Origin of the sequence: Pseudomonas sp. ATCC 43928 (assembly GCF_005938665.2) — a bacterium.
Classification (GTDB): Bacteria; Pseudomonadota; Gammaproteobacteria; order Pseudomonadales; family Pseudomonadaceae; genus Aquipseudomonas.
In genome coordinates this window covers 365348-389087 of sequence record NZ_CP041753.1, presented here as the reverse complement: position 1 = coordinate 389087, position 23740 = coordinate 365348, and the positions used below count along the sequence as shown (strand labels likewise).

General features: G+C 61.3%; 8 protein-coding genes and 1 pseudogene. 1 reads left to right on the top strand and 8 read right to left on the bottom strand.

The genetic code is table 11. From position 1 onward, the window contains the following. Positions 1 to 36: 36 nt before the first annotated feature. The 8 genes and pseudogenes from FFH90_RS29890 to FFH90_RS01705 all read right to left on the bottom strand — a co-directional run. Positions 37 to 198: pseudogene (locus FFH90_RS29890) on the bottom strand (RND transporter); the annotation flags it as partial. Positions 199 to 307: 109 nt separating this feature from the next. After that, positions 308 to 1174 carry an ABC transporter permease gene (locus FFH90_RS01735; protein ID WP_138866593.1) on the bottom strand — a complete coding sequence of 289 codons (867 nt, stop codon included), beginning with the start codon at positions 1172 to 1174 and terminating at the stop codon, positions 308 to 310. A 20-nt stretch (positions 1175 to 1194) separates the two neighbouring features. Beyond that, complete coding sequence (locus tag FFH90_RS01730) at positions 1195 to 2055, bottom strand: ABC transporter ATP-binding protein (protein ID WP_138866592.1); 861 nt, start codon at positions 2053 to 2055, stop codon at positions 1195 to 1197. A 5-nt stretch (positions 2056 to 2060) separates the two neighbouring features. Then, positions 2061 to 3086, bottom strand: a complete 1026-nt coding sequence (locus FFH90_RS01725; RefSeq protein WP_138866591.1) for an ABC transporter substrate-binding protein — start codon at positions 3084 to 3086, stop codon at positions 2061 to 2063. Positions 3087 to 3101: 15 nt separating this feature from the next. Further along, positions 3102 to 4013 carry a TauD/TfdA family dioxygenase gene (locus FFH90_RS01720; RefSeq protein ID WP_018929408.1) on the bottom strand — a complete coding sequence of 304 codons (912 nt, stop codon included), beginning with the start codon at positions 4011 to 4013 and terminating at the stop codon, positions 3102 to 3104. 291 nt (positions 4014 to 4304) lie between these two features. After that, on the bottom strand, positions 4305 to 5672 hold the full coding sequence (locus tag FFH90_RS01715; RefSeq protein ID WP_018929409.1) for an HlyD family type I secretion periplasmic adaptor subunit: 1368 nt from the start codon (positions 5670 to 5672) through the stop codon (positions 4305 to 4307). Further along, positions 5662 to 7818: a type I secretion system permease/ATPase gene (locus FFH90_RS01710; RefSeq protein ID WP_028939515.1), complete on the bottom strand. Its 2157-nt coding sequence runs from the start codon at positions 7816 to 7818 to the stop codon at positions 5662 to 5664. The genes FFH90_RS01715 and FFH90_RS01710 overlap by 11 nt, the downstream gene beginning before the upstream one ends. Before the next feature lie 39 nt (positions 7819 to 7857). Beyond that, a complete protein-coding gene (locus FFH90_RS01705) occupies positions 7858 to 9210 on the bottom strand; it encodes a TolC family outer membrane protein (protein WP_018929411.1) in 1353 nt (450 codons plus the stop codon). A gap of 356 nt (positions 9211 to 9566) precedes the next feature. On the opposite strand from FFH90_RS01705, the gene FFH90_RS01700 reads away from it, so the two are divergent. Then, entirely contained in the window at positions 9567 to 23696 is a 14130-nt protein-coding gene (locus tag FFH90_RS01700; RefSeq protein WP_138866590.1) for a retention module-containing protein, read from the top strand. Positions 23697 to 23740: the final 44 nt, after the last annotated feature.

The window sequence follows — 23740 nt, the reverse complement described above, 5'->3', positions numbered from 1 at the left end:
GCGGATAGGTATTAATTTCCTTACGAATCATCCATATCAACGCTGCGCCATCTCCGCCACCGGATACACCGACTCCCATCCCCCACCCAACGCCTTGTACAACCCCACCATCGCCAACGACACCCCGGTCGAGCTCTCGACCCACTGCTGCTGGGTCGCCAGCAATTCGCCTTGCACGGTGAGGATGTTGATCTGATCTGGATTGATTCAGACGCAATGCTAGCAAACATCCTTCTGACTGATGTATTGGCAGGTCTGCCGCCATCGCGGGCAGCCCGCGAAGGGGCCAGATCAGACACCGCAAAACTCAGCGTTGCATCCCCCAACGCTTCACCGTCACCCGCTCCAACGTATCAAACACCAGATTCTCCACCAGCAAACCGATCAGGATTACCACCGCCAACCCGGCAAACACCTTGTCGGTGTACAGCTCATTACGGTTCTGGAAGATGTACCACCCCAACCCACCCTTGCCGCTGGTGGCGCCAAATACCAGTTCAGCGGCGATCAGCGTGCGCCAGGCGAACGCCCAGCCGATTTTCAAACCGGCGAGGATCGACGGCAACGCGGCCGGGATCAGGATGAACAACACGAAACGCATGCCCTTGAGGCCGTAATTGCGCCCGGCCATGCGCAGGGTTTCCGAAACGCCAAGAAACCCGGCGTAGGTGTTCAACGCCAACGCCCAGAGCACCGAATGCACCAGTACAAAAATCAGACTGTTCTGCCCCAGCCCGAACCACAGCAGCGCCAGCGGCAACAGCGCAATCGCCGGCAACGGGTTGAACATCGAGGTCAGCGTGCTCAGCAGATCGCGACCCAACTGCGTCGACACCGCCAGCGTGGTCAGGGCAAACGCCAGGACAATCCCGATCAGGTAACCCTTCAACAACACCACCAGCGAAATCCACACCTTGCTTAGCAGCTCACCGCTGAGCAGGCCGTCGTACAGCGCGCTGGCGGTTTGCAGAAAGCCTGGCAGCAGCAGGTCGTTATTCTGGTAACGGGCAACGGCTTCCCAGAGCAGCGCGAGCACAATCAGGATCAGGCTTTTACGCAACCAGCCCTGTTGCCAGAGACGCTGACCGAGGGGTAACTCACGCTCCAGAGGGACGCTCGTCAGCGGCTGCAAAACGGTTTCGTACTCTTTACGCGCGGATGATAGCGGGCTCATCGGGCACTCCTCTCAATGGCTCAATAAGCGATGCGAATATCGGCGAAATCCAGCTCACGCGCGGTTTCCGGTGACTGGCCTTCATCGAACAACAGCCGATGAATCCGCCGTGCCGATTCCTGGAACGCCACGCCGCCGAGGCTGTGCAAATCGTATTGATGGCTGTGGACTTCGGCTCGTACCCGCCCCGGATGAGGCGACAGCAGCAGAATCCGATTACCCACCACCAACGCCTCTTCGATGGAGTGAGTGACGAACAGCAGCGTGAAACGCACCTCCTCCCAGAGCAGCAGCAACTCTTCCTGCATCTTGCGCCGGGTCAGCGCGTCGAGGGCGGCGAAGGGTTCATCCATCAACAGGATTTTCGGTTGCATCGCCAACGCCCGGGCAATCGCCACCCGAGCTTTCATGCCGCCAGACAAGGTATGCGGATAGGCATCGGCAAACCCCGCCAAACCAACTTTGTCCAGATAGTGCAGCGCCCGCTCTTCAGCCTCTTTACGCTTGAGGGTTTTGGACGCGAGCAGCGGAAACATCACGTTCTGCTTGACGGTTTTCCACGGCGGCAGCTGATCGAACTCCTGGAACACCACGATCCGGTCCGGCCCCGGCGCATCGACCCGCTGGCCTTGCAGGCGAATCTCGCCCTCACAGGGCGGGATGAACCCGGCGACCGCCTTGAGCAACGTCGATTTTCCGCAGCCGGACGGACCGAGCAACACAAAGCGGTCCGCCGGATCGATCTCGAAACTGACCTGATGGGTCGCTCGAACCACACGCGCAGGCGTGCGGTATTCCAGGCTGACCTGGTCGACCGACAGCAGCGCTAGCGCGGCCGCGATCGGATTGCTGGCCGTGTGGCCTTGCAAGGGGGCGTTCATGTCGATCAGCTCCCTTGCAGCGGTTTGGCATCCTGGAAGAAGTAATCCTTCCACGAATCCGGTTTGTTTTTGATCGCGCCGACGCGGTAGAGGAACTCGGCCAGTGGGTAAGTGTTTTTCGGCGTGACGGTAAATTCGAACTGCGGGTTGTCGATGATTTTCAGCAACGCCGCACGGTCGATTTTTGCCTTGGTGACACGGATGTATGTGTCGGCCGCCGCGTCTTTATCGCTCTGCGCAAACTCGGCCGCTTCGGTCAGCGCCGCGATGAAGGCTTTATAGGTTTTCGGGTTCTCGTTGCGGAATTTCTCGGTGGCGAACAACACGGTCGGCGAGTTCGGGCCGAGCAGGTCATAGGTGTTCAGCACCACGTGCACGCTGGGGTTTTCCAGCGCCTGATCCTGGAAGGGCGGGTTGGAGAAGTGCCCGGTCAACTCGGTGCCGCCAGCGATCAGTGCCGCAGTGGCATCCGGGTGCGGAACGGCGATGGTGTACTTGTCGAGGCGATTGAACTCTTTGTCGCCCCATTGCTTGGCTGCTGCGTATTGCAGGAAGCGCGACTGCACCGACACTCCGACCGCCGGCACCGCAATGCGGTCCTTTTCGGTGAAGTCAGCGATGGTTTTGACCTTCGGGTTATTACTCACCAGGTAGTAAGGGAAGTTGCCCAGGGAAGCCACGGCCTTGACGTTCTGTTTGCCGTGAGTGCGGTCCCAGATGGTCAGCAGCGGCCCGACGCCGGCACCGGCAATGTCGATGGAGCCGGAGAGCAACGCATCATTGACCGCCGAGCCGCCGGAGAGCTGGGTCCAGTCGACCTTGATGTCGATGCCTTCCTGCTTGCCGTATTTCTCGATCAGGTTCTGATCGCGCACCACGTTGAGCAGCAGATAAACGATGCCGAATTGTTCGGCGATACGAATTTCACCCTCGGCGTGGGCCACGGTCGGCGCCACCAGGCTGCCGGCGAGCAGGCTGAAACCCAGGCCGATAGCGGCGGCCAACGGTGCAAATGGAAGACGTTTGGACATGAGGGTTCTCCGAAATCAGAAAGGCGCGTCGCCCTGGATGGTGGTGCGATACAACTTGCGGCGCAGATGGCTGGGACATCCGGCGGCGAGGTGAATCAGCGAGCGGTTGTCCCAGAACACCAGGTCGTGGGCCTGCCATTGATGGCGGTAAATGTTTTGCGGCAACACGCTGTGGGCGTAGAGCTCGTCGAGCAATTGTTTGCTCTCGTCTTCCGGCAAACCGACGATGCGGGTGGTGAAGCCCTCGCTGACGAACAACGCCTTGCGACCGTTTTCCGGGTGGGTGCGGACGATCGGATGAACAACTTCAGCGACCTGAGCCAGTTGCTCCGGCGTCAGGGTCGGACGCCAGTTGCCCTCGAATTTGCTCTCGCTGTAGCGCGCCGTGTAGGAATGCGCGGCCGAACGACCTTCGACGGCTTTACGCAGCGCCTCGGGCAAGCTGTCCCAGGCTTTGTGCATGTCGGCGAACAGCGTGTCGCCGCCTTCGGAGGGCAGCTCCTGGGCATGCAGCATCGAGCCCAGGCTCGGCAGTTCTTTATAAGAGAGATCGGAGTGCCAGAACTTGCCGGCATCACCGAGGCCGATGGATTGGCCGTTTTCGATGATGTTGGAAACGATGAGGATTTCCGGATGCCCGGCCAGCAGGAATTGCTTGAGCACGTGGATCTGCAACACGCCGAAACGGCGGCTGAAGGCGATCTGCTGTTCGGGGGTTATGCGCTGGTCGCGGAACACCACCACATGATGATCCAGGTGCGCACGGTGGATTCGGGAGAAGTCCTGGTCATTGATTGGGCGAGACAGATCCAGGCCGATGATTTCGGCACCGACGGCGCCGCTGAACGGACGGATTTCGAAGGCTTGCGACGCGAGGGTGGCGGCGCTTGTTGGCTCAGGCTTTGGGGAAAAAGAGACAGCTGGCATAAAAATCACTCCCACGCACGGCGCGCTCAAGGGCGCGCGTCGATCAGAAACTCACGGAGGTCCCGTGTTGGTTCGTGTCGTGCGGCGCGCCGATTGGTCGGCAGGTACGCAGGGAAGTGACTTTATAGGTATAAGAATTTAAATTTAAATACCGTTAGCGAATAACGATATGGCTTTTGAAGTGTGGTGTCTTTGAGGACGCTTTCGCGGGCAAGCCTCGCTCCTACAGAAGCCCCGCGTCCTGTAGGAGCGAGGCTTGCCCGCGAAGAGGCCATCAGCCTCACCCGAAAACTACCGCTCGTGCAACGCCTCGGCGCGAGCCCGGATAATCGGCTTGAGCAAATAACTGAGTATGGTCTTCTTGCCGGTAATGATATCCACCGACGCCACCATCCCCGGAATGATCAGCAACGGCTTTTCATCCGTCCCGAGGTGGCTGCGCTCGGTGCGCAGTTTGATGATGTAGTACGTGGTCTTCTTGTCTTCGTCGGTGATGGTGTCGGCACCGATCTGCTCCAGCTTGGCTTTCAGCCCGCCATAAATGGTGTAGTCGTAAGCCGTGAACTTCACCGTGGCGTCCTGACCCGGGTGCAGGAAGGCGATGTCTTGCGGGCGAATCTTGGCTTCCACCAACAAGGTATCGTCCAGCGGCACGATTTCCACCAGGTCGCTGCCCGGCTGGATCACGCCACCGATGGTGTTCACCAGCAACTTGTTGACGATGCCGCGCACCGGCGATGTCACCAGCGTCCGGCTGACCCGGTCTTCCAGCGCCTTGCCGGTAGCCTGGGCCTTGTTCAGATCGGTGCGCGCTTCGTTGAGTTGAGTCAGGGCTTCGCTGCGGAATTTGCCGCGAGTCTCATCGATCTTGCGCTGAACTTCCTTGATCGCCGATTCGGCGCGAGGGATCGCCAGGGTGGTGGCGTCCAATTGGCCGCGGGTTTCGACCTCGGCACGCTTGAGGCGCAAAACCTCAACCGGAGATACCGCGCCCTGAGCCACCAACGGCTCGGACATGGCGATTTCCTGACGCTGCAAGGCCAGACCGCTGCGGTACTGGGCCTGTTTGGAGGTGAACTCGCGCAGCTCCTGTTGCTTCTGGATCAACTGCTCCTGCAAGCCACCGATCTCATCGTGCAGTTGCTGACGACGGCTGACGTACAACGATTCTTCGCTGGCAGCTTGGCCGGGCACGGCTTTGAGCACATCAGCGGGGAAATTCAACGGACGGTCATCGACCTCGGCGCTCAAGCGCTCCACGCGCAACAGCATCGACAGCCGATCGGCCTCGGTTTCGCCAACATTGGAGGCAAACCGTGTGTCGTCCAGACGTATCAGCGGCGCGCCAGCCTCGACGATTTGCCCTTCCTTGACGAACAACTCGGAAACGATGCCGCCCTCAAGGTTCTGGATTTTCTGGATCTTCGACGACGGAATCGCCTTGCCGTCACCCTTGGTGACTTCATCGATCACCGCAAAATTGGCCCACAGCATCAGGAACACGAAGAAGCCGATGATCGCCCAGATCGTCAACCGCACCACGCGCGGGGCGTCCTCGATCAGCGCTTTGTTGACCTCGGGAAGGGGTTGGCCTTGCAGCGACGCGGAGCCTTTGAAGTAGCGGCGGATGGATTCTTTGACCCCAGACTTAAGCAACACTGATCTGCCCCTTTTTCAACGCTTCCATCACGGCGGCTTTCGGGCCATCGGCGAGAATCTGCCCGCGGTCGATCACCAGCAGGCGATCCACCAGCGACAACAGCGAAGCCCGGTGCGTCACCAGCACCACGGTCTTGTTTTCCACCACGGCAGCGAGGCGTTGTTTCAGGCGCTCTTCGCCAGTGTTGTCCATGGCGCTGGTGGGTTCGTCCAGCAACAGGATCGGCGGGTTGAGCAGCAGCGCTCGGGCCAGAGCCACGTTCTGGCGCTGACCGCCGGACAGGTTCTGCCCACGCTCACCGACTTGCAGCTCATAACCTTGCGGGTGCAGGCGGGCGAACTCGTGGACGCCGGCCAGTTCCGCGGCTTGCAGCACCAATTCGTCTTCGACATAGCGCGCGCCCGACACCAGGTTGTCGCGCAACGTACCGGCGAGCAATTGGATGTCCTGGGGCACGTAGCCAATATTGTGGCGCAGTTCGCTGACGTCGATCTGGCGGATATCCACACCATCCACCAGCAACGCGCCGTCGTCCGGCTGATAGAGGCCCACCAGCAGTTTGGCCAGGGAGCTTTTGCCCGAACCGCTGCGACCGATGATGCCGATCTTCTCGCCCGGCTTGATGATCAGGTTGATGCCCTTCAGCGCGGGGTTCTGTTGATTCGGATAGGTGAAGGTCAACTGACGGCATTCAATGGCGCCTTGCAGGACCTTGCGGCTCAGCGGGCGCTCGTCGAAATTGCGCTCCTGAGGCAACTCCATCATCTGATCGACCGAGGTCATGGTCACGCGGGCTTGCTGGTAGCGGGTCAGCAGACCGGACAGCGAGGCCAGCGGGCTGAGGGCGCGACCGCTGAGCATGTAACAGGCGATCAAACCGCCCATGCTCAGGTTGCCGGCAATGATCTGGTACACGCCGAAGACGATCATGATCACCCCGGCCAATTGCTGAATCAGCAAGGTGATGTTCATCGCCAGACCAGACAGCATTTTCACCCGCAGCTCAAGGCGGCTGAGGGTGCCGATAGTCTGTTCCCACTGGTACTGGCGCTCGCTTTCAGCGTTGTTGACCTTGACCGCATCAAGACCGGCGAGGGTTTCGATCAGGCTCGACTGGCGCTCGGCGCCCAGGGCCATGGTTCGCTCCATGGTCGCCACCAGCGGCTTCTGCAAGGCATAACCGATCAGCAGCGCAATCGGGAACGCCAGCACCGGAATCCACACCAGATGCCCGCCGAGGATCGCGATGACCAGGAAGATCAACAGCGTAAATGGCAGGTCGATCAGGCTGGTGAGGGTCAGCGACGCGAGGAAGTCGCGCAGGCTCTGAAATTCATGGATGTTCTGGGCGAAGCTGCCGACCCGCGCCGGGCGGTACTTCATGGCCATGCCGACGATGCGCTCAAACAGCGTCGCTGAAATGATCAGGTCGGTTTTCTTGCCGGCCAGGTCCAGGCACAGACTGCGCAGGCTCTTGAGAATCAGGTCGAACACATAAGCGCCGGTGATGCCGATGGCCAGCACCCAAAGGGTCGATTCGGCCTGGTTCGGCACCACGCGGTCGTAGACATTCATCACGAACAGCGGCGCGGCCATGGCGATGATGTTGATCAGCAGACTGGCAGCGATGGCGTCGACGTACAGCCAGCGCGAACGCTTGAGGGTGTCGCGAAACCACGAACGCGCGCGCGGGATCAGCGTGCCGTGGTTAACGTCGAATTTGTGCTGGGGTTGGGCGAAGAACACTTTGCCGATGTAGTCGTCGGCGAGCAGTTCACGACTGACGCAGACTTCGCCACCATCGCTTTCACTGAGCAGCAAGCGGGCCTGGTCTTCACCGTGCCAGCCGAGCAGCACCGCACTGCGTCCGTCCTTGAGCAGCAACAGCGCCGGCATGGCGATCGCCGGAATCTGCTCCAGTTTGCGTTGCAGCACCCGCCCTTGCAGCCCGGCGCGAGCGGCCGCACGAGGCAGCAGTTCGACGCTCAGGCGCTGTTTGGGCAACGGCAGGCCGGTGGTCAGCATCGCCGCGCTGGCCGGCTTCTGGTGCAAAGTGCAGAGGGCTAGCAGGCCGTCCAGTAACGGATCGTCATGCAGCGCGCGTGGATCATGAATGAGTTGAACTCGACTGACTTCTGATTCCACGCTCGACACTCTTGGCTAACAGTTGAAATGGGGCAGGACTCAATTCATCCCAGGCAGCTGGACCTTGGGCTTCACGTCATTCTGCACAACGGATGCCAACGGTGCGACTACGCCCTGACTTTTGAGCAATTCGCCCATGGTCGCCTTGATTCGGTACTGAGTAAATAACTGAATGTTTTTGATCTCGACCAGCCGACGGGAAGCGGTGAACAGCTCGTTTTCACTGTCGAGCAAGTCAAGCAGCGTCCGTTCGCCGAGGCTGAATTGCTTCTGATACGCGCCGCGCACGCTGGCGCTGCGATCGACATATTGCTGGGCGATCGGCACCTGGGCGTTGGCGTTGTTCAGGGCATTCCAGGCCAGGCCCAGTTCTTCATTCAACACGCGCAGGGCGTTGTTGCGAATATCCAGCGCCTGGTTCGACAGGTAGGACTTGGATTCCAGATCGGCCTTGTTGCTGCCACCGGCAAACAAATTGAAGCGCATGCGCAGCATGGCCTGCCATTCGTTGTTGTGACCGTTCTGACCATCGAGGTCGTTGTCGGCGGTGCGACCCAGTTCGGCATCGAAGCGCGGGTAGAAGCTCGACTTGGCGGCTTCGTACTGTTTCTCGGCAGCAGCGATATCCGATTCGGCGGAACGCAGGATCGGGCTGTTTTCCAGCATCTGCGCCCGGGCTTCATTCAAGTTGGCCGGCAACAGCGCCATAAAATCGGCAGGCCGCTCCAGTTGATCGGGCATTTGGCCGACGGCACTGAGGAAGTTGGTCTGGGCGTCTGCCAGGTTGGTCTGCTCGGTGATCAGGTTGTTGCGGGCCTGGGCCATGCGTGCTTCGGCCTGATCGAGATCGGCGCCGCTGCCCACGCCGCGCTGGGTGCGCAATTTGATCTGGTCAAAAATCCGTTCGTGGTTTTTCAGGTTGTCTTCGGCCAGGCGCACGAATTCGCGGCGGGTCAGCACATCGAGATAAACCTGAGCGACGGTCAACGCGGTGCGTTCCGAGGTGCCCATCAAGGAATAAGCACGGGAATTAACGGTGGCTTGTTGACGCCCCACTTCGCTGGACGTCGCAAAACCGTCAAAAACCATCTGTGACAGACGTAAACTTGACTCGCTCCGGTTCAGCGTTTCCCAGTGGTTGCTGCCGCCAGCGGCACGGGTGGAGACACTGTCGGTGCCTTCGCGACCATAACCGCCCAGCAGATCGACCCGTGGCAGGTATCCACCTTTTGCAGCCTTTAATTGATAATCCGCGGCCAGCCGACTATTGACCCCTGCCTGGATTTCCGGATGGACATCCAGTGCCTGTTGCATGGCCTGCGGAAGGGTTTGCGCCTGAACAACGCTGGCGGCAAAGGCGAAGGGTAGAACCTTGAACAGGTGCAAACGCATAGATGGAATTCCCGGGACTTCTTGTCTTGAATCACTGCAGAACATGGCGCTGCATCGCATGATGGCAACCGGAATGACCGTATGTCGGAAAGTTCAAAATCGGAACTGGATCACACGCTGTAGGACAGGTCGCCGCTTAAATATCAATGTGACATTACTTGGACGATTGTGTAGGATGACTCCCATAAGGTCAATAGTTTGGCATAAAGTTAATTTCGAAAGAATATAGCCAAATTATTGACGATTCGAGCGTCAAAGTTATGTATCGAATTTTGTAAGAACGTCCAGCCCCGATCGGCGAACGCGCCCGAGCGGTTCATGGAAGTCAACTGAACGTGACACCCGGAGAGTCTTCAATGAGCAGTGTTGTTGCCATCGTCAAAAGCATTGTTGGTCAGGTTTTCGCGGTGTCCCCAGAGGGCATCCGCCGCGTACTCGTTGAAGGCGACCGGTTGTTTGTGGGCGACCAAGTGGACACCGGTGCCGCCGGCGCCATTACCCTTGAACTGGCTGACGGGCGGACCCTGGACCTGGGCCGCGACACTCAGTGGAGTGGCAGCAATCCGGACTCCAGCACCGACCTTGCACAAGCCACTGCACAAGCCGCGCCATCGGTTGACGAATTGCAGCAAGCCATCGCTGCCGGTGTCGACCCGACCACCGCTCTTGAAGCCACCGCGGCCGGCCCTACTGCCGCGAGCGCGGGCGGCTCTGCCGGTGGCGGCCACAGCTTCGTGGCTCTGGAGGCAACCGCTGCCCGGGTCGACCCGACCATTGGCTTCCCTACCGCAGGCCTCGCCACTGCGGCTTTGGCAACACAAAACACCACTGGCGGCCAGACCGCCAATACCAGCTCCAATGCTCTGCGCGAATCGACCCTGAGCCTGAGCGCCACGCCGACCATCACCGAGGCCGGTGGTGTACTGGTTTACACCGCGACCCTGACCCAGGCACCGCTGACCGACCTGACCATCACCCTGTCCAACGGCGCGGTGATCGTGATCACAGCCGGCCAGACTACCGGTACCGTCAACGTTCCTCTGGCGCCGAACGACACTGTTTATAACGATCCGACCCAAATCGACGTGACCGTCACTGGCACCACGGGTGGCAGCGGTATCGTGGTCACCCCGCCGACTGCTCCGGCCGTGACCCAGGTCACCGACACCGTCGACACCACTACCGTTACGCTGACAGCGGGTTCAAGCGTCACTGAAGGTGGCCAGATCACCTACACCGCCACCCTGACCAACCCGGCGCAGACGCCGGTCACCGTGACCCTGTCCAACGGTTCGACCATCACCATCGAAGCCGGAAAAACCACCGGCTCCGTGAACGTCGAAACCCCGGCCAACGACGTCTACAACAACGGCAGCACCGTCAGCACCACGATCACCGGCGCTACCGGTGGCAACTTCGAGAACCTCGTACCGAGCACCACGCCGGCCGTCACCACCATTACCGACTCGATCGACAGTACCGGCCTGAGCCTCAGCGCCACCGGCACCGTTGTCGAAGGCGGCCAGATCACTTACACCGCCACCCTGACCAACCCTGCTGGCACGCCAATGACCGTGACCTTGAGCAATGGCTCGGTCATTACCATCGAAGCGGGCAAAACCACCGGCAGCGTGACCGTCGAAACCCCGGCCAATGATGTCTACAACAACGGCAGCACCGTCAGCACCACAATCACCGGTGCGACCGGTGGCAATTTCGAGAACCTCGTACCGAGCACCACGCCGGCCGTCACCACCATTACCGACTCGATCGACAACACCGGCCTGACCCTGACTGCCACCGGCAGCGTCACTGAAGGTGGCCAGATCACCTACACCGCCACCCTGACTAACCCGGCGCAAACACCGGTCACCGTGACCCTGTCCAACGGCTCGACCATCACCATCGAAGCCGGAAAAACCACCGGTTCCGTGAATGTCGAAACCCCGGCCAATGATGTCTACAACAACGGCAGCACCGTCAGCACCACAATCACCGGTGCGACCGGTGGCAATTTCGAGAACCTCGTACCGAGCACCACGCCGGCCGTCACCACCATTACCGACTCGATCGACAACACCGGCCTGACCCTGACTGCCACCGGCAGCGTCACGGAAGGTGGCCAGATCACCTACACCGCGACCCTGACCAACCCGGCGCAGACGCCGGTCACCGTGACCCTGTCCAACGGTTCGACCATCACCATCGAAGCCGGAAAAACCACCGGCTCCGTGAACGTCGAAACCCCGGCCAACGACGTCTACAACAACGGCAGCACCGTCAGCACCACGATCACCGGCGCTACCGGTGGCAACTTCGAGAACCTCGTACCGAGCACCACGCCGGCCGTCACCACCATTACCGACTCGATCGACAGTACCGGCCTGAGCCTCAGCGCCACCGGCAGCGTCACGGAAGGCGGCCAGATCACTTACACCGCTACCCTGACCAACCCTGCTGGCACGCCGATGACCGTGACCTTGAGCAATGGCTCGGTCATTACCATCGAAGCGGGCAAGACCACCGGCAGCGTGACCGTCGATACCCCGGCCAATGACGTCTACAACAACGGCAGCACCGTCAGCACCACGATCACCGGCGCTACCGGTGGCAATTTCGAGAACCTCGTACCGAGCACCACGCCGGCCGTCACCACCATTACCGACTCGATCGACAACACCGGCCTGAGCCTCAGCGCCACCGGCACCGTTGTCGAAGGCGGCCAGATCACTTACACCGCCACCCTGACCAACCCGGCTGGCACGCCGATGACCGTGACCTTGAGCAATGGCTCGGTCATTACCATCGAAGCGGGCAAAACCACCGGCAGCGTGACCGTCGATACCCCGGCCAATGACGTCTACAACAACGGCAGCACCGTCAGCACCACGATCACTGGCACCACCGGTGGCAACTTCGAGAACCTCGTACCGAGCACCACGCCGGCCGTCACCACCATTACCGACTCGATCGACAGTACCGGCCTGACCCTCAGCGCCAGCGGCACCGTTGTCGAAGGCGGCCAGATCACTTACACCGCCACCCTGACCAACCCTGCTGGCACGCCGATGACCGTGACCTTGAGCAATGGCTCGGTCATTACCATCGAAGCGGGCAAGACCACCGGCAGCGTGACCGTCGATACCCCGGCCAATGACGTCTACAACAACGGCAGCACCGTCAGCACCACGATCACCGGCACCACCGGCGGTAATTTCGAACAACTGACCCCGAGCACCGAGCCGGCACTCACCACCATCACCGATTCGAAAGACGACACCGGCCTGAGCCTGTCGGCGTCCACCGAAGTGGCCGAAGGTGGTCAGATTCTGTACACCGCGACCCTGACCAATCCGGCGGGCACGCCAGTCACCGTGACCTTGAGCAACGGGGCCGTGATCACCATCGCTGCAGGCGCGACCACTGGCAGCGTGAGCGTCGCCGCCCCTGCCGATGACGTTTATAAAGATGCCGGCCAAGTCGAAGTGACGATCAAGGATGCGACGGGCGGCAATTTCGAGAATCTAGTGCCTAACACTGCCCCGGCAGTCACTACCGTCAACGACACCATCGACACCAGCACCGTTTCGCTGACTGCGACCACGAACGTCGCCGAAGGCGGCACCGTGGTGTACACCGCGTCCGTCACTGCTCCGGTGACTGGCTCGCCAGTGGTTGTGACCCTGTCCAATGGCCAGACCATTACCATTCCGGTCGGCGCGAGCAGCGGCTCTGTCAATTTTGTTGCACCCAACGATGCGTTGGCGGGTGGCGGCTCCCTGAGCGTCAAGATCGGCGACGCCAAGGGCGGCAACTACGAGAAGCTGGAAGTCGACGGCAAGTCGGCGGATACCTCGGTGACCGACACACCGGACACCACCAACCTGTCGCTCACTGCGACCGGCGCTGTAGATGAAGGCGGTCAGATCACCTATACGGCGACCCTAACCAATGCCGCCGGCACGCCAGTGACCGTGACCCTGAGCAACGGTGCGGTGATCACCATCGAAGCAGGCAAAACCACTGGCTCCGTAACCGTCGATGCGCCGAAGGACGACGTCTATAAAGACGCCGGCACCGTTGAAGCAACCATCAAGGACGCAACCGGTGGCAACTTCGAGAACCTGGTAACCAGCAATACGCCTGCGGTCACTACCGTCAACGACACCATCGACACCAGCACCGTTTCGCTGAGTGCGACCGCGAACGTCGCCGAAGGCGGCACCGTGGTGTACACCGCGTCCGTGTCCGCACCAGTCACCGGTTCGCCAGTGGTTGTGACCCTGTCGAATGGCCAGACCATTACCATTCCGGTCGGCGCGAGCAGCGGCTCTGTCAATTTTGTTGCACCCAACGACGCATTGGCCGGCGGCAACTCCCTGAGCGTCAAGATCGACGACGCCAAGGGCGGCAACTACGAGAAACTGGAAGTCGACGGCAAGTCGGCGGATACCTCGGTGACCGACACACCGGACACCACCAACCTGTCGCTCACTGCGACCGGCGCTGTAGATGAAGGCGGTCAGATCACCTATACGGCGACCCTGACCAATGCCGCCGGCACTCCGGTCACCGTGACCCTGAGCAATGGCGCCGTCATCACCATCGAAGCAGGCAAAACCACCGGTTCCGTAACCGTCGATGCGCCGAAGGACGACGTCTATAAAGACGCCGGCACCGTTGAAGCAACCATCAAGGACGCAACCGGCGGCAACTTTGAAAACCTGGTGCCGAGCACTGCCCCGGCAGTGACCACCGTCACCGACACGATCGACACCAGCACCGTTTCGCTGAGTGCGACCGCGAACGTCGCCGAGGGTGGCACCGTGGTGTACACCGCGTCCGTCACTGCTCCAGTGACTGGTTCGCCAGTGGTTGTGACCCTGTCCAACGGCCAGACCATCACCATTCCAGTCGGCGCCAGCAGCGGCTCTGTTAATTTTGTTGCACCCAACGACGCATTAGCCGGCGGCAACTCCCTGAGCGTCAAGATCGACGATGCCAAGGGCGGCAACTACGAGAAGCTGGAAGTCGACGGCAAGTCGGCGGATACCTCGGTGACCGACACACCGGACACCACAACCCTCAGCCTGAGCGCATCCAACTCGGTGGCTGAAGGCGGTTCCATCGTTTACACCGCGACCCTGACCAACGCCGCCGGCACTCCGGTCACCGTGACCCTGAGCAACGGTGCCGTGATCACCATCGACGCCGGTAAAACCACCGGCACCGTGACCGTCCCGGCTCCATCCGATGACGTTTACAAGGATGCGGGCACGATCCAGGCCACCATCTCCACCGCCACCGGTGGCAATTTCGAAAACCTAGTGCCGAGCACTGCCCCGGCAGTCACCACCGTCACCGACACCATCGACACCAGTACCGTTTCGCTGAGTGCGACAGCGAACGTCGCCGAAGGTGGGACCGTGGTGTACACCGCGTCCGTGTCAGCGCCAGTCACCGGCTCGCCAGTGGTTGTGACCCTGTCCAACGGCCAGACCATTACCATTCCGGTCGGCGCCAGCAGCGGCTCTGTCAATTTTGTTGCACCCAACGATGCGTTGGCGGGTGGCGGTTCCTTGAGCGTCAAGATAGACGACGCCAAGGGCGGCAACTACGAGAAGCTGGAAGTCGACGGCAAGTCGGCGGATACCTCGGTGACCGACACCTCAGACACCACCAACCTCAGCCTGAGCGCGACCGACTCGGTAGCCGAAGGCGGTTCGATCGTTTACACCGCGACCCTGACCAACGCCGCCGGCACTCCGGTCACCGTGACCCTGAGCAACGGCGCCGTGATCACCATCGAAGCGGGTAAAACCACCGGCTCCGTGACCGTCGATGCGCCGAAGGACGACGTCTATAAAGACGCCGGCACCGTTGAAGCAACCATCAAGGACGCAACCGGTGGCAACTTCGAGAACCTGGTAACCAGCAATACGCCTGCGGTCACTACCATCAACGACACCATCGACACCAGCACCGTTTCGCTGACTGCGACCGCGAACGTCGCCGAAGGTGGGACCGTGGTGTACACCGCGTCCGTCACTGCTCCGGTGACTGGTTCGCCAGTCGTTGTGACCCTGTCCAATGGCCAGACCATCACCATTCCGGTCGGTGCCAGCAGCGGCTCTGTCAATTTTGTTGCACCCAACGATGCGTTGGCGGGTGGCGGCTCCCTGAGCGTCAAGATCGACGACGCCAAGGGCGGCAACTACGAGAAGCTGGAAGTCGACGGCAAGTCGGCGGATACCTCGGTGACCGACACACCGGACACCACAACCCTCAGCCTGAGCGCATCCAACTCGGTGGCTGAAGGCGGTTCCATCGTTTACACCGCGACTCTGACCAATGCCGCTGGCACACCCGTGACCGTGACGCTGAGCAATGGCGCCGTCATCACCATCGATGCCGGTAAAACCACCGGCACCGTGACCGTTCCGGCTCCATCCGATGACGTTTACAAGGACGCGGGCACGGTCCAGGCGACCATCTCCACCGCCACCGGTGGCAATTTCGAAAACCTGGTTCCGAACACTGCCCCGGCGGTCACCACCGTCAACGACACGATCGACACCAGTACCGTTTCGCTGACTGCGACCGCGAACGTCGCCGAAGGTGGGACCGTGGTTTACACCGCGTCCGTGTCAGCGCCAGTCACCGGCTCGCCGGTGGTTGTGACCCTGTCCAATGGCCAGACCATCACCATTCCGGTCGGTGCCAGCAGCGGTTCTGTCAACTTCGTTGCGCCAAACGATGCCTTGGCTGGCGGCGGTTCTTTGAGCGTGAAAATCGACGACGCCAAGGGCGGCAACTACGAGAAACTGGAAGTCGACGGCAAGTCGGCGGACACCTCGGTGACCGACACACCGGACACCACCAACCTGTCGCTCACTGCGACCGGCGCTGTAGATGAAGGCGGTCAGATCACCTATACGGCGACCCTGACCAATGCCGCCGGCACTCCGGTCACCGTGACCCTGAGCAACGGCGCCGTCATCACCATCGAAGCAGGCAAAACCACCGGTTCCGTAACCGTCGATGCGCCGAAGGACGACGTCTATAAAGACGCCGGCACCGTTGAAGCAACCATCAAGGACGCAACCGGCGGCAACTTTGAAAACCTGGTGCCGAGCACTGCCCCGGCAGTGACCACCGTCACCGACACGATCGACACCAGCACCGTTTCGCTGAGTGCGACCGCGAACGTCGCCGAGGGTGGCACCGTGGTGTACACCGCGTCCGTCACTGCTCCAGTGACTGGTTCGCCAGTGGTTGTGACCCTGTCCAACGGCCAGACCATCACCATTCCAGTCGGCGCCAGCAGCGGCTCTGTTAATTTTGTTGCACCCAACGACGCATTAGCCGGCGGCAACTCCCTGAGCGTCAAGATCGACGATGCCAAGGGCGGCAACTACGAGAAGCTGGAAGTCGACGGCAAGTCGGCGGATACCTCGGTGACCGACACACCGGACACCACAACCCTCAGCCTGAGCGCATCCAACTCGGTGGCTGAAGGCGGTTCCATCGTTTACACCGCGACTCTGACCAACGCCCCCGGCACACCGGTCACCGTGACCCTGAGCAACGGCGCCGTGATCACCATCGATGCCGGTAAAACCACCGGCTCCGTGACCGTCCCGGCCCCGTCCGATGACGTTTACAAGGATGCGGGCACGGTCCAGGCCACCATCTCCACCGCCACCGGCGGCAACTTCGAAAACCTGGTAACCAGCAATACGCCTGCGGTCACTACCGTCAACGACACCATCGACACCAGCACTGTTTCGCTGAGTGCGACCGCGAACGTCGCCGAGGGTGGCACCGTGGTGTACACCGCGTCCGTCACTGCTCCAGTGACTGGTTCGCCAGTGGTTGTGACCCTGTCCAATGGCCAGACCATCACTATTCCGGTCGGTGCCAGCAGCGGTTCTGTCAACTTCGTTGCGCCAAACGATGCCTTGGCTGGCGGCGGTTCTTTGAGCGTGAAGATCGACGATGCCAAGGGCGGCAACTACGAGAAGCTGGAAGTCGACGGCAAGTCGGCGGATACCTCGGTGACCGACACACCGGACACCACAACCCTCAGCCTGAGCGCATCCAACTCGGTGGCTGAAGGCGGTTCCATCGTTTACACCGCGACTCTGACCAATGCCGCTGGCACACCCGTGACCGTGACGCTGAGCAACGGCGCCGTGATCACCATCGAAGCGGGTAAAACCACCGGCTCCGTAACCGTCCCGGCTCCATCCGATGACGTTTACAAAGATGCCGGTACGGTCCAGGCCACCATCTCTACCGCCACCGGTGGCAACTTCGAGAACCTGGTGCCGAGCACTGCCCCGGCAGTCACTACCGTCAACGACACCATCGACACCAGCACCGTTTCGCTGAGTGCCACGGCGAACGTCGCCGAAGGTGGGACCGTGGTTTACACCGCGTCCGTGTCAGCGCCAGTCACCGGCTCGCCAGTGGTTGTGACCCTGTCCAACGGCCAGACCATTACCATTCCGGTCGGCGCCAGCAGCGGTTCTGTCAATTTCGTTGCACCCAACGATGCGTTGGCGGGTGGCGGTTCCCTGAGCGTGAAGATCGACGACGCCAAGGGCGGCAACTACGAGAAGCTGGAAGTCGACGGCAAGTCGGCGGATACCTCGGTGACCGACACCTCAGACACCACCAACCTCAGCCTGAGCGCGACCGACTCGGTAGCCGAAGGCGGTTCGATCGTTTACACCGCGACCCTGACCAACGCCGCCGGCACTCCGGTCACCGTGACCCTGAGCAACGGCGCCGTGATCACCATCGAAGCGGGTAAAACCACCGGCACCGTCACCGTCCCGGCTCCATCCGATGACGTTTACAAAGATGCCGGTACGGTCCAGGCCACCATTTCCACCGCCACCGGTGGCAATTTCGAGAACCTGGTGCCGAGCACTGCCCCGGCAGTGACCACCGTCACCGACACGATCGACACCAGCACTGTTTCGCTGACTGCGACTGCGAACGTCGCCGAAGGCGGCACCGTCACTTACACCGCAACCGTCGGTGCGCCAGTGACCGGCAGCCCGGTCACCGTGTCCCTGGCCAACGGCCAGACGATCACCATCGATGTCGGCAAAACCACCGGTACCGTGACCACCGCCGCGCCGAACGACGCATTGACCGGCCATGCTCCGCTGACCAACTCGATCACCAATGTCAGCGGTGGCAACTACGAGAACCTGGTGGCGGACAAAACGCCGGTCAGCACCACCGTGACCGACACCGTCGACACCACCAACCTCAGCCTGAGCGCGACCGACTCGGTAGCCGAAGGTGGCCAGATCACTTACACCGCAACCCTGACCAACGCCGCCGGCACACCGGTCACCGTGACCCTGAGCAATGGCGCCGTCATCACCATCGATGCCGGTAAAACCACCGGCACCGTGACCGTCCCGGCTCCATCCGATGACGTTTACAAGGATGCGGGCACGGTCCAGGCCACCATCTCCACCGCCACCGGTGGCAATTTCGAAAACCTGGTGCCGAGCACTGCCCCGGCGGTCACCACCGTTACCGACACGATCGACACCAGCACCGTTTCGCTGACTGCGACTGCGAACGTCGCCGAAGGCGGCACCGTGGTGTACACCGCGTCCGTGTCAGCGCCAGTCACCGGCTCGCCAGTGGTTGTGACCCTGTCCAACGGCCAGACCATTACCATTCCGGTCGGCGCCAGCAGCGGCTCTGTCAATTTTGTTGCACCCAACGATGCGTTGGCGGGTGGCGGCTCCTTGAGCGTCAAGATCGACGACGCCAAGGGCGGCAACTACGAGAAGCTGGAAGTCGACGGCAAGTCGGCGGATACCTCGGTGACCGACACCCCGGACACCACCAATCTCAGCCTGAGCGCATCCAACTCGGTCGCCGAAGGCGGTCAGATCACTTACACCGCGACCCTGACCAACGCCGCCGGCACTCCGGTCACCGTAACCCTGAGCAACGGCGCCGTGATCACCATCGATGCCGGTAAAACCACCGGCACCGTCACCGTCCCGGCTCCATCCGATGACGTTTACAAAGATGCCGGTACGGTCCAGGCCACCATTTCCACCGCCACCGGTGGCAATTTCGAGAACCTGGTGCCGAGCACTGCCCCGGCAGTGACCACCGTCACCGACACGATCGACACCAGCACCGTTTCGCTGACTGCGACTGCGAACGTCGCCGAAGGCGGCACCGTCACTTACACCGCAACCGTCGGTGCACCAGTGACTGGCAGCCCGGTCACCGTGTCCCTGGCCAACGGCCAGACCATTACCATCGATGTCGGCAAAACCACCGGTACCGTGACCACCGCCGCGCCGAACGACGCGTTGACCGGCCACGCTCCGCTGACCAACTCGATCACCAACGTCAGCGGCGGCAACTACGAGAACCTGGTGGCGGACAAAACGCCGGTCAGCACCACCGTGACCGACACCGTCGACACCACCAACCTCAGCCTGAGCGCATCCAACTCGGTCGCCGAAGGCGGCCAGATCACTTACACCGCGACCCTGACCAACGCCGCCGGCACTCCGGTCACCGTGACCCTGAGCAATGGCGCCGTAATCACCATCGACGCCGGTAAAACCACCGGCACCGTGACCGTCCCGGCTCCATCCGATGACGTTTACAAGGATGCGGGCACGGTCCAGGCCACCATCTCCACCGCCACCGGTGGCAATTTCGAAAACCTGGTGCCGAGCACTGCCCCGGCGGTCACCACCGTCACCGATACCATCGACAAAACCGAAGTCAGCATCAGCGGCAGTACCTCGGTGACCGAAGGCCAGACCGCCAGTTACACCGTCAGCCTGACCCACCCGGCGCAGACCGAAGTGACCCTGAAAATCGTCTACAGCGGTACCGCCGCCGACGGTTCGGACTTCACCGGCGTGTACACCGTGAAGATCCCGGCCGGTGCCAGCAGCGCGAGCTTCAACGTCGCGACGCTGGACGACAAGCTCACCGAGGGTACCGAGAACTTCGTGGTCAAGATCGACTCGGCCACCGGCGGCAACTTCGAAAACCTCGCGGTCAGCAGCACCAACGGCAGCGTCAGCACCTCGATCATCGACAACGATGCCGCACCGGTTCTCGACCTGGACGCCAACAACTCCAGCGGCGCCACCGGGGCCAACTACAACGTGACCTTCACCGAAGGCACCACCGGCCAGGGCGTCTCGATCGGCGACACCGACCTGAGCATCACCGACCCGGACAGCACGATGCTGACCGGCGCCACCATCGTGCTGACCAACCGTCAGCCGGGCGATGCGCTGAACCTCGGCAACAGTGTCAATGGCATCAGCATCAACGCCAATAGCCAGGACGGTACGGTCACCCTGACCCTGTCGGGCAACGCGACGCTGGCCGACTACATGCAGCAGATCAAAAACATCAGCTTCACCAACAGCAGTGAGGATCCGAGCACCGTGCCGCGGATCATCACCGTGACGGTGACCGATGGCAGCAATTACTCCAACACCGCGACCACCACCGTCAACGTGGTGGCCGTGAACGACGCGCCGACCGCCGCGCCGGTTAACGTCACCGGTACCGAAGACACCCCGCTGATCCTCGGCTGGTCGACCTTCGGCGTCAGCGATGTCGACAGTCCGGCCGCCAACCTGGGGGTGAAAATCACTCAGCTGCCGGGCGAAGGCAAATTGCAGTACCTGGACGGTGCGACCTGGAAAGACGTAACGACCAACCAGACCATCAGCAAGGCCGACATCGACGCCGGCAAGTTGCGCTTCACGCCGGATGCCAATGAATCGGGCGTTGACGGCTATGGTGGCAGCGGTGCGGGCAATAACCAGGCGGACTACGCGCAGATCAAGTTCCAGCCAACCGACGGTCAACTGTTGGGCAACACCGGCACGGTGAAAATCGACATCACGCCGGTTGCCGACGCGCCATCCCTGAGCGTCGCGGACAACAGCGTCAAGTCCACCGGACTGATCAAGGAAGTCTGGACCGGCCTGTCGGGCCTGGGCACCGATGGTAGTGGCGCGCCGTCCGGCACGCTGAAATCGGTCATCGACGCCGCAGGCACGCCGAACTCCACCGGCACCGTGACCAACGTTCAGTCCGACGGCGGCGTCACCGCCGGCACGGCCTCGAAAACATCCGGCCTGATCTACCTGGAAGCCGGCAAGACGTACACCTTCAGCGGTACCGGCGATGACAGCCTGTTGGTGACCATCGGTGGCCAGAACGTGGCCGCGACGACTTGGGGTGCAGGCGGCAAGCTGAATGGTTCGTTCACCCCGACCACCAGCGGTTACTACACCCTGGACATCTACCACCACAACCAGAGTGGCCCCGGCAGCTATGACGTCAACCTGTCGGTCAACGGCGGTACAGCGGTCGACCTGAGCAGCGCCGGCGTGCCGCTGTACACCGGCGTGGCGGATCTGGCCGCCTCTGGCGTGACGGTTTCCGACCTGCACGGCACCAATGGCGAAGGCTACTACAACGGCTACAAACTCAACGAAGGCGCCGAAGGCACCAGCGTTCACCTGTCCGCGATCAAGACCGCACTGACCGACACCGACGGCTCTGAAAGCCTGAGCGTGAAGATCAGCGGCATGCCGGCGGGCTCCGTGCTCAGCGATGGCGCGGGCCACACCTTCACCACCACCAACGGCGAAGCCAACGTTACCGGCTGGAATCTCGGCAGCCTGACCGTCACCCCGCCGCCGTACTACAACGGCCAGTTCACCCTGACCGTGACCTCGACATCCACCGAAGCACTCGGTGGTTCGGCACTGAGCACCGCGCAGATTCCGGTCACGGTATACCCGGCGGTCTACAACGCCGTGACCGCCACGGCGGCCGACGACACGATCACCGGCACCGACGGCAACGACATCATGATCGCCGACATCGGCGGGCTGACCGTGGTGCCAGGCACCAATTACAACATCGCATTCATGGTCGACAGCTCGGGCAGCATGAGCAGCACGTCGATCAATGCCGCCAAGGATTCGTTGACGGCGGTGTTCAACACCCTCAAGCAAAGCCTGGGCGGCAACTCCGGGACCGTGAATATCTTCCTGGTGGACTTCGATACTCAGGTCAACAAATCGGTGTCGGTGAACCTGAACGACCCGAACGCGCTGACTTTGCTCAAATCCGTTCTGGATTCGATGTCGTCGGGCGGAGGCACCAACTACGAGGACGTGTTCAAAACCACGGCCAATTGGTTCCAGAGTGCTGACGCCATTGCCAACACCGGTGCGAAGAACCTCACGTACTTCATCACCGATGGCAAGCCGACCTACTACCAGAGCGGCGAGCAGACCAACCCGACCTTGTACGGCAACGTGAAGCTCGATGATGTCATCACCACCACCAACTACAAGTTGGGGCAGACCTATTCCAACTATCTGGACAGCACTCACTACCTGAGCATCGACAGCGCCGGCAACGTCACGCTGCAGACTCTGAAAAACTCTGGCCGCTGGAGCAGTTCCGAACTGGGCACCCTGCATGCCGAGGGTAACGGTACGTACGAATTGTCCTATCGCGATGGCACCGGCAGCAGCACCGATTCCACTACCATCGACAACTCCAGCAGCAGCTTCACGTTGCTGAGCAACGTGTCGACGGTGGAGGCCATCGGCCTGAACAAGGACGTCACCCTCACCGACCTCAAGCCGTACGATTCGGATCAAACGCCACAAACCAACATCGACCCCAAGGACCTGGCCAACTCGATCATCGGCCATACCGAAGCGACAATGCCGGGTGCCGACACGGTCAGCGGCGGTGACGGCAACGACCTCCTGTTCGGCGATCTGGTGAGCTTCAATGGCATTGCCGGCGAGGGTTATCAGGCGATGCAGGCGTTCGTCGCCCAGCAAACCGGCGTCGACGTCAGCAAAGTCACCACCAGCAACGTGCACCAGTACATCACCGAGCACTACACCGCGTTCGACGTGTCTGGCGCTCACGATGGTAACGACACGCTGCTGGGTGGCGCGGGCAACGACATTCTCTTCGGCCAGGGCGGCAACGACATCCTCGACGGCGGCAAGGGCAATGACATCCTGCTCGGCGGCACCGGCAATGACTCGCTGATCGGCGGCCAAGGCAACGACATCCTGATTGGCGGCTCAGGTGCCGACACCTTCATCTGGAAGGCTGGCGACACCGGCAGCGACGTGATCAAGGACTTCAAGGCCAGCGAAGGCGACCGCATCGACCTGCGTGATTTGTTGCAGGGTGAAAGCGGCAGCACGATTGACCACTTCCTGAAGATCACCACCGTGGACGGCGTGTCGTCCCTGCAAGTCAGCTCCGCCGGCAAGTTCAACGGCGCCGATGCCGCAGCGACCACCCCGGACGTGACAATCAAACTGGAAGGTAACAATTGGTCCAGCGCCAGCATCAACTCGCTGATTGCCGGTAGTGACCCGACCATCAAGATCGATCACAACAACAGCTGATACGCAGGCTGACGGCCGCCCCAACCGGGCGGCCGTCATGTATG

What these genes read in the sequence shown, in the direction of transcription:
- FFH90_RS01705 (WP_018929411.1), bottom strand. Translation starts at nt 9,210, where the DNA reads ATGCGTTTGCACCTGTTCAAGGTTCTACCCTTCGCCTTTGCCGCCAGC.
- FFH90_RS01735 (WP_138866593.1), bottom strand. Translation starts at nt 1,174, where the DNA reads ATGAGCCCGCTATCATCCGCGCGTAAAGAGTACGAAACCGTTTTGCAG.
- FFH90_RS01725 (WP_138866591.1), bottom strand. Translation starts at nt 3,086, where the DNA reads ATGTCCAAACGTCTTCCATTTGCACCGTTGGCCGCCGCTATCGGCCTG.
- FFH90_RS01720 (WP_018929408.1), bottom strand. Translation starts at nt 4,013, where the DNA reads ATGCCAGCTGTCTCTTTTTCCCCAAAGCCTGAGCCAACAAGCGCCGCC.
- FFH90_RS01700 (WP_138866590.1), top strand. Translation starts at nt 9,567, where the DNA reads ATGAGCAGTGTTGTTGCCATCGTCAAAAGCATTGTTGGTCAGGTTTTC.
- FFH90_RS01730 (WP_138866592.1), bottom strand. Translation starts at nt 2,055, where the DNA reads ATGAACGCCCCCTTGCAAGGCCACACGGCCAGCAATCCGATCGCGGCC.